The organism is Cellulomonas hominis (assembly GCF_005239125.1).
GTDB lineage: Bacteria > Actinomycetota > Actinomycetes > Actinomycetales > Cellulomonadaceae > Cellulomonas > Cellulomonas hominis_A.
The window spans coordinates 12,210-24,876 of record NZ_SZYE01000002.1; the positions used below are offsets into that span (position 1 = coordinate 12,210).

A 12,667-nucleotide genomic window follows, 5' to 3' on the forward strand; every position below is an offset into this window, starting at 1 on the left:
TCCACGCCCGGGGCGGGCGCGCTGACGACGTCGTCGCTCCGCCGGCTGGAGCGGTCAGCCGCGCCCGACGTGCACCAGACCCGTCTCGTAGGCGAGGACGACGGCCTGGACGCGGTCGCGCGCCCCGAGCTTCGGCAGGATGCGCGCCAGGTGGGTCTTCACCGTCGCCTCCGACACCTGGAGCTGCTCGGCGATCTCGCCGTTCGAGCGCCCCTCGCCGACGCAGCGGAGCACCTCGAGCTCCCGCGGCGTGAGCACGGCCAGCCGCGGGTCCACCCCGTCGTCCGACCGGGTGCCGCGCGCGGGCAGGGCGCGGGAGAACAGCTCGAGCATCCGCCGGGTGATCCGGGGGGAGACCACGGCGTCACCCGCCGCGACCGTCCGCACCGCCGCCACCAGCTCGGTCGGGGCGGCGTCCTTCACGAGGAACCCGCTGGCGCCGGCCTGCAGCGCCGCGAAGGCGTACTCGTCGAGGTCGAACGTGGTGAGGGCGAGCACCCGCACCTCGGGGTCGGCCGCGACGATCTCCCGTGTGGCCTCGATGCCGTCGGTCCTCGGCATCCGCACGTCCATGAGGACGACGTGCGGCCGCAGGGTCGCGGCCTGCTCGACCGCCGCGCGCCCGTCGCCCGCCTCGCCGACGACCTCCAGGTCGCCGGCGCTCTCCAGCAGCAGGCGGAAGCCCATGCGGACCAGTGCGTGGTCGTCCGCCAGCAGCACCGTGGTCATGCGTCCCCCTCCGCGTGCGGCAGCACGGCCCGGACGCGCCAGCCGGCCCCGTGCGGACCGGCCTCGACGGTGCCGCCGAACGCCGCGGCGCGCTCGCGCATCCCGAGCACGCCCCGCCCCGCGCCCGCGCCTCCGGGGGTGGCGCGGGCGTCGCCCTGGTCGGTCACGACGAGCTCCACCGACCCGGGGGTCCGGCGCACGGCGAGCGCGGCGCCCGCGGTCCCCGGCGCGTGCCGCAGCACGTTGGTCAGCGCCTCCTGCGCGATGCGGAACACCGTGAGCTGCAGGGCCGCGGGGAGCGTCGCCAGGCCGCGGTCGTCGAGCCCGGTCGCGTGCAGCGCGAGGCCCGCGGTGCGGAACCGGTCGGTGAGTGCGCCCAGGTCCCCGGTGCCGGGCTGCGGGGTGAGCGGCACCCCCGGGCCCGCCGCGCCACCGGGCTCGTCCTCGTGCAGGACGTCCAGGACCCGGCGCATGTCGCGCAGCGCCCCCTGGCCGGTCGCGACCAGCTCGCCGAGCGCCGCCCGGGACCGGTCCGGTGCCTGGTCCAGCGCCGCGGCCGCACCACCGCCGAGGGTCACCATCACCGAGACGCTGTGCGCGACGACGTCGTGCATCTCGCGGGCGATGCGTGCGCGCTCCGACGCCCGGGCGAGCTGCACGCGCTGCTCCTGCTCGCGGGCCACCGCGTTCGCCTGCTCGACGAAGGCCGCGAGGTGGAGCCGCCGGTTCCGCACGCTCGCACCGGTCGCGACGGCGAGCAGGGCGAGCACGACCACCGGCGCGGCGGTCTGGAACCAGACGGTGCCCCGGAGGTCGCGGCCCGCCCCGTCCGGGTCGAGACCGGCCATGAGGGCGCCGACGACCGGCGGCAGCGGGAGCAGCCACGCGGCGAGGAGCAGCGAGGTGACCGTCCCCGCGAGCACGCGCCACGTGACCGCCGGGTCCCGACGGGTGGCGACGGTGAACAGCGCGACCGCCGCCCCGACCTCGAAGCCCGACGTCGCGCCGGTCGCCGCCAGCGCCCCGACCCCGAGCAGCGTCATCGCGACGGCCACGGGTACCGGCCGGCGGCGGCGCACGAGCAGCGCGACCACCCCCGCCACCGTCATCCCGGCGGAGGCGAGCTGCATCTGCAGCACCCGGTCCCCGCCGAACCGCGCGTGCAGGGAGTACATCGAGTCCGCTCCGACGCCCAGCAGCAGCGCCCACCCCGCGAAGCCGGCGGCCACGAGCAGGTCCACCACCACCGGGCGCCGCCGCAGGAACCGGCGGACCGGTCCGAGCGGGCGCGCGGACAGCTCGGTGAAGACCGGCGGGGTGGTCAGCCCGTCCTCGTCGGTCCTGTCGTGCGCGGCCACGTCCGTACTCTCCCAGACCTGCCGCGTCAGGCATCCCGGCGGCGCAGCAGCACCGACGCCGCGACCAGGACCACCGCCACCCAGGCGAGCATCACGCCGTAGCCCTCCCAGGGCGACAGGGTCGTCGTGCTCGACGTGGTGATGACCGACCCGACCGCGTCGGACTGCAGCAGCCGGTTGCCCGCGCTCGCGGGCAGGAACGACGCGAACGTCTGCAGCGGCTTCCACGGCACGGCGCCGAGGCCGTTCTCCAGGACGAGCAGCAGGCCCAGCACCGTCGCGATCCCCGCGGCCGAGCTGCGCACGATCGCGCCGATGCCGAACGCCAGGGCGGTCGCCGCACCGAGGTACAGCGGGACGCCCAGCAGGATGCGCAGGTCGTCCGCACGGGTCAGGTCGATCGACATGCCCGTGCGTTCGAACCACGGCGTCCCGGCCGCCCAGGCGAGCGCCACGCCGAGCAGCGAGGCGACCATCACCACGGCGACCGTGACGAACAGCTTCGCCCACAGCGCCGGGAGCCGGCGAGGTGCGGCGGTCAGCGTCGACCGGATCTGCCCGGTGCCGTACTCCCCGGCGATCGACAGCACGCCGAGCGTGCAGAACACCAGCTGCGTCAGCGCGACGCCGGACGTCACGTACACCGCGCCGACGAGGTACGGGGAGCCGACCGCCTCGGGCACCGCGGAGATGCTCGAGAAGCGCATCGCGGCGAACGCCGGGAGGAACGCGACACCCACCAGCAGGGACCACCACGTCGAGCGCAGCGTCCGCAGCTTGATCCACTCGGCGGCGACGAGGCGGGGGAAGGTCACCGGCTGTGCGACGGGCGTGGCGCGCGCGGGCAGGTCGGCGAGCGTGGCGAACGTGGTCATCGGGCACCTCCGGTGGTGCGGGTCCGGGACGTGGGGGAGGTGCGGTCGTCGACCGGGTCGGGCGAGCCCGAGCGGTACTCCACCTCGGTCGCGGTGAGCTGCATGTAGGCGTCCTCGAGGGAGACCTGGACGGGGGCCAGCTCGTGCAGCACGACGCCCGCGCCGGTGGCGATCTGCGCGATCTCCGGCGCCTCCGCCCCGGTCACGTCGAGCAGGTCGGGTCCGGTGGGCGCGACCTCGACGCCCGGCAGCGCCCGCAGCGCGGTCGCCAGTTCCTGCGCCATCGGCGTCCGCACCCGCACGACCCGGGTCCGCGCCCGCTCCACCACCTCCGCCACGGGTGCGTCCGCGAGCACGCGCCCGCGGCCGAGGACGATCAGGTGGTCCGCGGTCAGCGCCATCTCGGACATGAGGTGCGACGACAGCAGCACCGTCCGGCCCTGCGCCGCCAGGCCACGGAGCAGGTTCCGCACCCAGACGACGCCCTCCGGGTCGAGCCCGTTCACGGGCTCGTCCAGGATCAGCGTCCGCGGGTCGCCGAGCAGCGCCGCGGCGATGCCGAGCCGCTGCCCCATGCCCAGCGAGAACGTCCCGGCCCGCTTGTGCGCCACGGGCAGCAGGCCGGTCTCCTCCATCACGGTCGTCACGCGGCGCGGGTCGATCCCGTGGGTCGCCGCCAGCGCCAGCAGGTGCGCCCTCGCGGACCGTCCGCCGTGGACGGCTCTCGCGTCGAGCAGCGCGCCGACCTCGCCCAGCGGGGCGCGGTGCTCCGCGTAGCGGCGGCCGTTCACGGTGACGGAACCCGCGGTCGGGCGGTCGAGCCCGACGATCATCCGCATCGTCGTGGACTTCCCCGCGCCGTTCGGACCCAGGAACCCGGTGACCGCACCGGGTCGGACCGTGAAGCTGATGCCGTCGACCGCCACCTTCCCCTCGTACGTCTTGGTCAGGCCGGTGGCCTCGATCATGCGTCCTCCTCGTTCGGTGTCCTTCGAACGTAGGAGCGAGGCCCGCGGCGCCGGGACCTCCGGCGGGACGAGATGCGGCGGGCGCGCGCGTACAACGGCTGGATGACACCGTCATCCCGCGGGCCCCGCGGGCCTGCCGACGCCACAGGGTGCTGGCGTCGTCACGACGCGGTCGCGCACCCGCTCTCGTCGGCGTGCCGACCCTGACCCGCGAGGTTCGCCCGCCCGTGCCGGATGACCTCGTCGAGCTTGTCGCGCGTCGCGGTCAGCTGGTCGAGCTGGCCCTGCACGCGGGCGCGCTCGGCCAGGAGCCGGTCGAGCATCTCGTCGGTGAGCCCGCCGTGCTCCAGGCAGGGCAGGATCCGCAGCACCGCCTTGCTGCCGAGACCGGCGGCGTAGAGGTGCTGGATGAACGTGACCCGGTCCACTGCGTCGGGGGCGTACCGGCGCTGCCCGCTCGGGCTGCGCTCGGCGGCGAGCAGCCCCTGCTCCTCGTAGTACCGCAGCGCCCGCACGCTCACGCCGGCCCGCGCGGCGACCTCCCCGATGCGCATCCGTCTCCTCGACCGCTCGACCTGGACTTGACCCTGACGTCAACGTCAGGTCCTAGCGTGCCAGACATGACAACCGCACTCATCACCGGGGCCAACCGCGGCCTCGGCCACCACTTCGCCGCCGAGCTCCTCGCCAGGGGGGCGACCGTCTACGCCGCCGCCCGCGAGCCCGCGACGATCGACCTCCCCGGCGTCCGGCCGGTGGCCCTGGACGTCACCGACCCCGACGCGGTCGCCGCGGCCGCCGAGCTGGCCGCCGACGTCGACCTGCTGGTGAACAACGCCGGCATCTCGACCGGGTCGCAGCTCCTCGGGGACCTGGGCGGCGTGCGCGCCGAGATGGACGTCAACTTCTGGGGCGCGCTGTCGATGGTCCGCGCGTTCGCCCCGGTCCTCGCGGCCAACGGGGGCGGGGCGATCGTCAACATCGCCTCCGCGCTGTCCTGGTTCGCCGCTCCGGGTGCCGGGGCGTACGCCGTGTCCAAGGCGGCGAACTGGAACATGAGCAACGCCCTGCGGCTGGAGCTCGCCGCGCAGGGCACGCGGGTGACCTCCGTGCACCTCGGGCTGGCGGACACGGACATGGCCGCTGGGCTCCAGGGGCCGAAGACCGACCCGGCCGTGGTCGTCCGCACGGTGCTGGACGCCGTCGAGGCGGGCGACCTCGAGGTCGTCGTCGACGAGTGGAGCGCGATGGTCAAGGCCTCGCTGGCGGACGACCCCCGCGCGTTCTACGACCGCTTCGGTACGGCCTGAGCCGCGCGCCGCGCCCGCCGGGTGGCGCGGCGCGCCGCGCCGCGGCACCGTCACCGAACGCCGGCGAGATGCTGCCCGAGGTGCGCCGAGAGCTGCTGCACCGCGTCGGGGACGAGGGTGTAGTACGCCCAGACCCCGCGCTTCTCGCGCGTGACGAAGCCGGCCTCGGTGAGCACCTTGAGGTGGTGGGACACGGTCGGCTGCGACAGCCCGACGGGCTCGGTGAGGTCGCAGACGCACGCCTCGCCGCCGTCGTGGGCCGCGATGATCGACAGCAGCCGCAGGCGGGCCGGGTCGGCCAGCGCCTTGAGGGTCCGCGCGGTGCGCTCGGCGTCCTCGGCGCTCATGGTCGATCCGGTCGTGGGGGTGCAGCAGCCCGTCGACGGGGCCGAGGTCACCGGGAGCAGGTCGAGAGCCATGGACCCATCATGCGCGACACATCGACGCCTGTCGATGTTGACAGCCGTCGATGGGTGGTCCACGCTCCTGGTGTCGGTAGATATTGACGAGGATCGATCCAAAGGAGGAGTGATGGCACAGGACATCCGGGAGCAGGTCCGGGCCCGCTACGCCCTGGCGGCCGTGCAGGGCACCGGGGACGCCGGCTGCTGCGGCGGCGGCTCGGCCGGCGGGTGCGGGCCGACCGACCTGGTGATCGACGAGCGGTTCGGCGCCGGCCTGTACGGCGCGGAGGACGCGGCCGCGGTCCCGGCGGAGGCGCTGGCGGCGTCCCTGGGGTGCGGGAACCCGCTGATGGTCGCCGAGCTGCGGGAGGGCGAGCGCGTGCTGGACCTGGGGTCCGGCGGCGGGATCGACGTGCTCCTCTCGGCGCGACGGGTCGGGGCGGACGGGTTCGCCTACGGGGTCGACATGACCGACGAGATGCTCGACCTGGCCCGGGCGAACGCGACCAGGGCCGGTGCGAGCAACGTGGAGTTCCGCAAGGGCACGATCGAGGACCTGCCGCTGGACGACGCCGCGGTCGACGTGGTGATCTCGAACTGCGTGGTCAACCTGTCCCCGGACAAGCCGGCGGTGCTGGCCGAGGCGTTCCGGGTGCTGGTGCCCGGCGGGCGGTTCGGGATCTCCGACGTGGTCGCCGAGGACCACCTGACCCCAGAGCAGCGGGCGGAGCGCGGCTCGTACGTCGGGTGCATCGCCGGGGCGCTGTCGCGCACCGAGTACCTGCAGGGGCTCGCGGCGGCGGGGTTCGTCGACGCCGAGGTCCAGTTCACCCACCCGGTCGCCGAGGGCATGCACGGTGCGATCGTGCGCGCCCGCAAGCCCGGACCCCCGGAGGCGTGAGGCGCCCCGCGGCGCGCACCTGGCGTCGAGGCGTCAGGCGGTGACGGGCTCGACCCCGAGCTCGGACAGCAGGGTGAGGACGCGGCCGCGGATCTCGTCGCGGATCGGGCGGACCGACTCGATGCCCTGGCCGGCCGGGTCGGCCAGGGCCCAGTCCTCGTACCGCTTGCCGGGGAAGATCGGGCACGCGTCGCCGCAGCCCATGGTGATGACGACGTCGGACGCCTTGACCGCGTCGGTGGTCAGGACCTTGGGTCGCTCGGCGCGGATGTCGATGCCCTCCTCGAGCATCGCCGCCACGGCGACCGGGTTGATCTGCTCGGCGGGCATCGACCCGGCCGAGCGGACCTCGACGTCGCCGCCGGACAGGTGCCGCAGGTAGCCGGCGGCCATCTGGGACCGGCCGGCGTTGTGCACGCAGACGAACAGGGCGGACGGCTTGGTGTCGGGCATCTCGGTCTCCACGGGGGTCAGGCGGTGGTCGGGGTGAGGTCGGGCAGCAGGTCGGTGAGCAGGGCGCGCACGCGGCGGTCGATCACGTCGCGGATGGCCCGCACCCCGGTCTCGGACGCCAGGGCCGGGTCGCCGACGACCCAGTCCTCGTACCGCTTGCCGGGCAGGACCGGGCAGGTGTCGCCGCAGCCCATCGTGATGACGACGTCCGCGGCGCGGACCGCGTCGTCGGTCAGCGGCTTGGGGAACGCCTCGGCGTCGGCGCCGAGCTCGGCGAGCAGCGGGCGGACCGCGGCGTGCACGTCCGCCGCCGGCGCGGACCCCGCCGAGCGGACCGCGACCGCGTCGCCGGCGTGGTGGCGGAGCAGGGCGGCGGCCAGCTGGGAGCGGCCGGCGTTCGCGACGCACACGAACAGCACCTGCGGGCGGGCGGGCGCGGCGCCCGTCGCCCGTGCGGCGTCGGACAGCCGCTGGCGCGCGAACCGCTCGGTGCTGCCCACCAGGCGCGAGGGGATGGCCGAGGACCGGGCCAGAGCGGTGTAGGACTCCCGGACCACGCTGAGCACCGCGCCGGGGTCACGGTCGGGGAACGCTGCGGCGAGCCGGTCCGCGATCCGCGCCAGCGCGTCGTCGGCCTCGGCGGGCCCGGCCGGCGGGGCCGCGCTCGCGGCATCGACGGCCGCGGGGGCGAACGAGTCGAGCAGGGTGGTGACCGCGCCCCGCAGCGCCGGCCGCACCCGGTAGTACACCCAGGTCCCGCGGCGCTCGGAGGTCAGCAGCCCGGCCTGCTTGAGCAGCTTCAGGTGGTGCGAGACGGTCGGCTGGGAGACCTCGGCGACCGTGGCCAGGTCGCACACGCACGCCTCCCCGGTCGGGGACGTCGCGATCAGCGACAGCATCCGCAGCCGCAGCGGGTCGCCCAGGGCCTTCAGGGTCGCGGCGACGTGCGCCGCCGCGTCGGCGCCCATCGCGTGGTCCGCGGGCGAGGTCGGCGGCGTGCAGGCGTCGGCGGGGCGATCGAGCATCAAGAGCCCGGGGTCCGACCCGCTCGGTCGGCGCTCGTTCGGCATGTGCCTATATTGACATGCGTCGAACCAACCAGCACTCCGCACTACGCACGCCGCGTGCGGTTACCTTACGGAGGGTGACTGAAGGCAGGTGGACGCAGTGGCGAACCCCAGGACGCTGAGCGGGCCGTGTCAGGCGTGGCCGGCGGAGAGCGGGTTCATCCGGGAGGTCCTGGACCGGATCGGCGACAAGTGGACGATGCTCGTCGTCAGCACGCTCGGCGACGGTCCGCTGCGCTACTCCGACCTCCACGCCAGCATCCCCGGGATCTCCCAACGGATGCTCACGGTGACGCTGAAGGCTCTCGAGCGCGACGGGCTCCTCACCCGGACCGCGTTCCCGGAGGTGCCACCACGGGTCGTGTACGAGCTGACGGACCTGGGCCGCTCGCTCTCCGACGCGGTTCTGGCGATGGCCTCCTGGGCCGTGGCCCACTACGAGGAGGTCGCTGCCCAGCGGCGGGTCCACGACATCACGGGGGTCGGTCGGGAGGGCGCGTAGCGGCGCCCTCCCGACCGACCGTGCCGAGGTCAGGGAGCGACGACGATCTCGTGCGCGGATCGGTTCTGGTGTGCGTCCCAGTGGAACGGCGCGATCTCCGCCGCTGACATCGCCGGCACCCCGTCCGGCGCCTGGTCGGTGATCCAGGCCGCGATCGCCAGGTGCGCGACGTGGATGCCGTCGCCCTCCAGCTCCCCGGCGAGGTTCAGCGCCCAGTTCCGCATGGCCGCGGCGCCGGCGTTCACGTTGCCGAAGACCGCGGTGGGGGTGATCGACCCTGCGCCGCTGGTGAACAGGAGCGTGCCCGCTCCCGCCCGGCGGAGGTCCGGCAGCACGGCAGCCGCTGCAGCCTGGGCTCCGTACAGGTAGTACTCGATCTGCGCCTGGGTGTTCTCGGGGGTCGTCTCCCGGATGTGGACCGGGGCGAGCGGCCCCGCCGAGGCGTCGGCGGGGGAGTACTCCAGCACGTCGATACCGCCGAATCGCCGCTTCGCGGCGTCCAGCGCGGCCGTCAGGCCGTCGCGGTCCAGGACGTCCGCCGGGAACGCGGCCGCGGTGATCCCGTCGGCGGCGAGATCCGCGACCAGGCCGTCGAGCTTGTCCGGGTTCCGCGCGACGAGCGCGACGTCGAAGCCCTCCGAGCCGAACCTGCGCGCGATGGCGAGGCCGAGTCCGGGGCCGGCGCCGATGATGGCGATCGTGGGCATGGTGTTCCTCTGTCTCTCGATGTGGTCGTGCTCGTGACAGCTCTCTAGCGCGCGCGGTCGGGCGACGGTGGCTCCGGCGCGGTCCGCCGGGCCGCGGGCGGCGCGCTCGCGATCACCTGGTCGAGCACCTGCGCGTACACGTCGACGGTCTGGGCGCCTGCGGTGGCGAAGCGCCGGTCGAACACCATGAACGGCACACCCTGCGCTCCCATGTCCCGGGCCTCCTTGACGTCGGCACGGACCGCATCGGCGTACTCGTCGCCCGCCAGCACGTCCCGGACCCGCCGACCCGACAGGCCCACCTGCTCGGCGACCCGTGCGAGCTCGTCGGCCTCGAAGGGGTTGAGGTCCCCGGCGAAGAAGCGGTCCTGCACGAGGGAGAACAGCGCCAGGCCTCGGCCCGACTCCTCCGCGTCGCGCACGACGCGGTGGAAGTCGAAGGTGTTCGCGTTGAGCCGGTCCACGGAGAAGGGAAGACCCTCCCGCTGCGCGAGCGCCTGGATGCGGCTCTCCGCGTGCCGCACGACCTCCGCGTCCCCGCCGTGCGAGCGGATGAACGCGGTCTCGATCGTCTCCGGCGTGCGCGGTGCGTCCGGGTGCAGCTCGAACGACCGCAGCGCGACGACGAACCGTCCCGCGTCCGTCCGGGCCGCGATCGCCCGCTCCAGCCGGTGCTTGCCGACGTAGCACCACGGGCAGCCCAGGTCGGACCACACCTCGATGACCACCGGGCCCCTGCAACCGTCCGCGGTCGCCTGCTCACTCATCGCCCCACCCCGCTCCTCGTGCGTCACCCGATGATCGGCGGGCGAGGGCGTGCCGACAAAAGGCACCTCGAGGTGCGCCGTGACGGGGCTCCGTGGCCTGTCGCGGAGCTGCGGACGGCGGGGCAGGAGCGTGGGCCCGCGCGTACCGCTCCGGGCGGGCTCACCACCCGACGGGGTGCCGGTCGCGCGGGAGGCGTCACCGCGACTAGCCGGGCACCGCCGGCACGTACAGACCGTCCCGTTCCGCACGGACGGCGGCGTGGGTCCGTGTCGGCGTCCCGAGCTTGGCCAGGATGTGCTCGAGGTGCGTGGCCACGGTCCGCGGGGTGACGACGAGCCGGCACGCGATGTCGGGGTTGGTGCACCCCTCCACCAGCAGCCCCAGCACCTCCAGCTCCCGGGGGGTGAGGCCGTGCAGCGGCGGGGCGGGGAGAGCAGCACCAGGCCGGGCAGGCCGGGACCGGCGTCGTCCGACGCGCTCAGGATGGTGATCCGCGCGTGCCCGTCGGGAGCGTGCGCCCCGCCGAGCGGCCAGAGGAACGACGAGCTGACCCGTCCGTCGCGCACGCGCCGCCGCGCGAGCGTGAGGACCGGCGACCCCGGGAGCAGCAGGGGGGTGGTCGCCAGCCCCGGGACCACCTGGCACCCGCCGTCGGCGCGCAGGACCGCGCCCGCGGTGACCCCCCTGGACGAGCCGGGCGACGGCGAGGAGCGAGCTCAGGGGGTCGAGGCCGCGTGCGAGCGGGGGCGCGAGCCGGGCGAGGCGCCGGCGCGTGGCCGCAGACGGCGGGGCCGGGCTGGCGAGGAGCACCGCGAGGTGCCCCACGTGCCGGCCGTCGGCGAACAGGGCGACACCGAGCCCCTCCCGCAGCCCGGACGGGATCAGGCACTCCGCCCAGGTCGGCAGCTCCTCGGCGGGGTAGGGCAGGTCCGACGGCCCCAGCGGCAGGCGCGCGCGGTCCGTGCCGGTGAGCTCGGTGTCCCGGGCCACCCGCGGGCCTTCGAGGAACCGCACCGCGGTGTCGTCCAGGTCCACCGTGGCGAGGGAGTAGTAGCGGCGCTCCCACGGGTCCGCGAACGCGAGGAACGCGGCGTCGAACGGGGCGGCCCGGCGCAGCACCTCGAGCAGGCCCCGCGTCCGCTCGGGCGGCGTGGCGAGGGTGCGCACGGCGGCGCCCTCGACGAGGAGCAGGTCGTCGACGCGGAGCGGGTGCATGCGGGACCCCCGGGGGACGTCAGCGGCGGTGCGCTGACCCGACCTGGCGGGACCCGTTGCTCGAGAGACCGGCGGGTGCGGACGAGACCCTTTCTACCCCCGCCCGGGCCCGGTCGCCCGCGGGCGGCCGGGGCTCGGCGGCGGGCACGGATCGGCAGGTCTGCCGATACCGCGGCGGCGCGCCGCGTGGGTGCAATGGCCTGTCCGATCCCGGCGCCCGCCGGGCCCGACCAGAGGAGCCGTCATGAAGGCAGTGGTGTACGAGGGTCCGCGCCAGGTCAGCGTCTCGGACGTCCCGGACGCGAGGATCGAGCGGCCGACCGACGTGCTGGTGCGCGTCACCTCCGCGAACATCTGCGGCTCCGACCTGCACATGTACGAGGGCAGGACGGACTTCGAGAAGGGCCGGTGGTTCGGGCACGAGAACCTGGGCCAGGTGGTCGAGGTCGGCGACGGGGTCGACAAGGTCCGGGTCGGCGATTGGGTCGTCCTCCCGTTCAACATCGCCTGCGGGCACTGCAAGAACTGCGAGCGCCAGCTCACCAACTACTGCCTCACTGCGCAGCCGGAGCCGAGCATGGCGGGGGCCGCGTACGGCTTCGCCGACATGGGCCCGTACGGCGGCGGTCAGGCCGAGCTGCTGCGGGTGCCCTGGGGCGACTTCAACTGCCTGCGGCTGGGGGAGGACGCCGAGGAGCGGCAGACCGACTACGTGATGCTCGCCGACATCTTCCCGACGGGGTACCACGCCACCGACATGGCGGGCGTGAAGCCCGGCGACCAGACGGTGATCTACGGCGCCGGCCCGGTCGGGCTGATGGCGGCGCTGTCGGCGACGATCCGCGGCGCAGGCAAGGTGATGGTCGTCGACCGGCAGCCCGACCGGCTGCGGCTGGCGGAGTCCATCGGGGCGATCACGATCGACGACTCCGAGGTCGACCCGGTGGAGGCCGTCCTGGAGCAGACGATGGGCCTCGGCGCCGACAACGGCTGCGAGTGCGTGGGCTACCAGGCGCACGAGCCCGACGGCCAGGAGCAGACGAACCTGACCATGAACCGGCTGGTCGGCTCGGTCCGGTTCACCGGGACGATCGGCACCGTCGGTGTCTTCGTCCCGCAGGACCCCGGGGCCGAGGACGAGCTCGCGAAGCAGGGGAAGATCGCGTTCGACTTCGGCATGTTCTGGTTCAAGGGCCTGCACCTCGGCACCGGTCAGGCGCCGGTCAAGAAGTACAACCGGCAGCTGCGCGACCTGATCGCCGGCGGCAAGGCCGAGCCGTCGTTCATCGTCAGCCACGAGCTGCCGCTGGACCGCGCCCCCGAGGCGTACGAGCACTTCGACAAGCGCGACGACGGGTGGACGAAGGTCGTCCTGCACCCCGACGGGAAGGGCGCCTGACGTGGCCGCGC

At 74.7% G+C, this 12,667-nt stretch carries 15 protein-coding genes; 4 read left to right on the top strand and 11 right to left on the bottom strand.

Features of this window, described 5'->3' with window-relative positions:
• Positions 1-54 precede the first annotated feature (54 nt).
• The 5 genes from FA014_RS00505 to FA014_RS00525 form a co-directional block, all read right to left on the bottom strand.
• Entirely contained in the window at positions 55-729 is a 675-nt protein-coding gene (locus FA014_RS00505) for a response regulator transcription factor (RefSeq protein ID WP_154727761.1), read from the bottom strand.
• On the bottom strand, positions 726-2,087 hold the full coding sequence (locus tag FA014_RS00510) for a sensor histidine kinase (RefSeq protein WP_154727762.1): 1,362 nt from the start codon (positions 2,085-2,087) through the stop codon (positions 726-728). Before FA014_RS00510 ends, FA014_RS00505 begins: the two co-directional genes overlap by 4 nt.
• 26 nt (positions 2,088-2,113) lie before the next feature.
• Positions 2,114-2,962 carry an ABC transporter permease gene (locus FA014_RS00515; RefSeq protein WP_154727763.1) on the bottom strand — a complete coding sequence of 283 codons (849 nt, stop codon included), beginning with the start codon at positions 2,960-2,962 and terminating at the stop codon, positions 2,114-2,116.
• Entirely contained in the window at positions 2,959-3,930 is a 972-nt protein-coding gene (locus FA014_RS00520; RefSeq protein ID WP_154727764.1) for an ABC transporter ATP-binding protein, read from the bottom strand. The genes FA014_RS00515 and FA014_RS00520 overlap by 4 nt, the downstream gene beginning before the upstream one ends.
• Before the next feature lie 161 nt (positions 3,931-4,091).
• A complete protein-coding gene (locus FA014_RS00525) occupies positions 4,092-4,484 on the bottom strand; it encodes a MerR family transcriptional regulator (protein ID WP_154727765.1) in 393 nt (130 codons plus the stop codon).
• Positions 4,485-4,550: 66 nt separating this feature from the next.
• On the opposite strand from FA014_RS00525, the gene FA014_RS00530 reads away from it, so the two are divergent.
• Entirely contained in the window at positions 4,551-5,240 is a 690-nt protein-coding gene (locus FA014_RS00530; RefSeq protein ID WP_154727766.1) for an SDR family oxidoreductase, read from the top strand.
• Between the two features lie 50 nt (positions 5,241-5,290).
• On the opposite strand, the gene FA014_RS00535 is transcribed toward FA014_RS00530, so the two are convergent.
• The gene (locus FA014_RS00535; RefSeq protein WP_154727767.1) at positions 5,291-5,659 is read right to left on the bottom strand and encodes an ArsR/SmtB family transcription factor; all 369 of its coding nucleotides are present in this window, start codon (positions 5,657-5,659) and stop codon (positions 5,291-5,293) included.
• Positions 5,660-5,771: 112 nt separating this feature from the next.
• On the opposite strand from FA014_RS00535, the gene arsM reads away from it, so the two are divergent.
• On the top strand, positions 5,772-6,545 hold the full coding sequence (gene arsM / locus FA014_RS00540) for an arsenite methyltransferase (RefSeq protein WP_154727768.1): 774 nt from the start codon (positions 5,772-5,774) through the stop codon (positions 6,543-6,545).
• A gap of 33 nt (positions 6,546-6,578) precedes the next feature.
• On the opposite strand, the gene FA014_RS00545 is transcribed toward arsM, so the two are convergent.
• Together FA014_RS00545 and FA014_RS00550 are read right to left on the bottom strand one after the other, a co-directional pair.
• Entirely contained in the window at positions 6,579-6,998 is a 420-nt protein-coding gene (locus FA014_RS00545; RefSeq protein WP_154727769.1) for an arsenate reductase ArsC, read from the bottom strand.
• Positions 6,999-7,015: 17 nt separating this feature from the next.
• A complete protein-coding gene (locus tag FA014_RS00550) occupies positions 7,016-8,023 on the bottom strand; it encodes a metalloregulator ArsR/SmtB family transcription factor (protein WP_154727770.1) in 1,008 nt (335 codons plus the stop codon).
• Positions 8,024-8,165: 142 nt separating this feature from the next.
• On the opposite strand from FA014_RS00550, the gene FA014_RS00555 reads away from it, so the two are divergent.
• Positions 8,166-8,567: a winged helix-turn-helix transcriptional regulator gene (locus FA014_RS00555; RefSeq protein ID WP_154727771.1), complete on the top strand. Its 402-nt coding sequence runs from the start codon at positions 8,166-8,168 to the stop codon at positions 8,565-8,567.
• A gap of 29 nt (positions 8,568-8,596) precedes the next feature.
• On the opposite strand, the gene FA014_RS00560 is transcribed toward FA014_RS00555, so the two are convergent.
• From FA014_RS00560 to FA014_RS00570, 3 genes are all read right to left on the bottom strand, one after another.
• A complete protein-coding gene (locus FA014_RS00560) occupies positions 8,597-9,274 on the bottom strand; it encodes an SDR family NAD(P)-dependent oxidoreductase (RefSeq protein WP_154727772.1) in 678 nt (225 codons plus the stop codon).
• Between the two features lie 44 nt (positions 9,275-9,318).
• Positions 9,319-10,041 carry a DsbA family oxidoreductase gene (locus FA014_RS00565; RefSeq protein WP_154727773.1) on the bottom strand — a complete coding sequence of 241 codons (723 nt, stop codon included), beginning with the start codon at positions 10,039-10,041 and terminating at the stop codon, positions 9,319-9,321.
• Positions 10,042-10,246: 205 nt separating this feature from the next.
• Positions 10,247-11,257: a helix-turn-helix transcriptional regulator gene (locus FA014_RS00570; RefSeq protein WP_230322757.1), complete on the bottom strand. Its 1,011-nt coding sequence runs from the start codon at positions 11,255-11,257 to the stop codon at positions 10,247-10,249.
• 244 nt (positions 11,258-11,501) lie between these two features.
• On the opposite strand from FA014_RS00570, the gene FA014_RS00575 reads away from it, so the two are divergent.
• The gene (locus FA014_RS00575) at positions 11,502-12,656 is read left to right on the top strand and encodes a glutathione-independent formaldehyde dehydrogenase (protein WP_154727774.1); all 1,155 of its coding nucleotides are present in this window, start codon (positions 11,502-11,504) and stop codon (positions 12,654-12,656) included.
• Positions 12,657-12,667 lie beyond the last annotated feature (11 nt).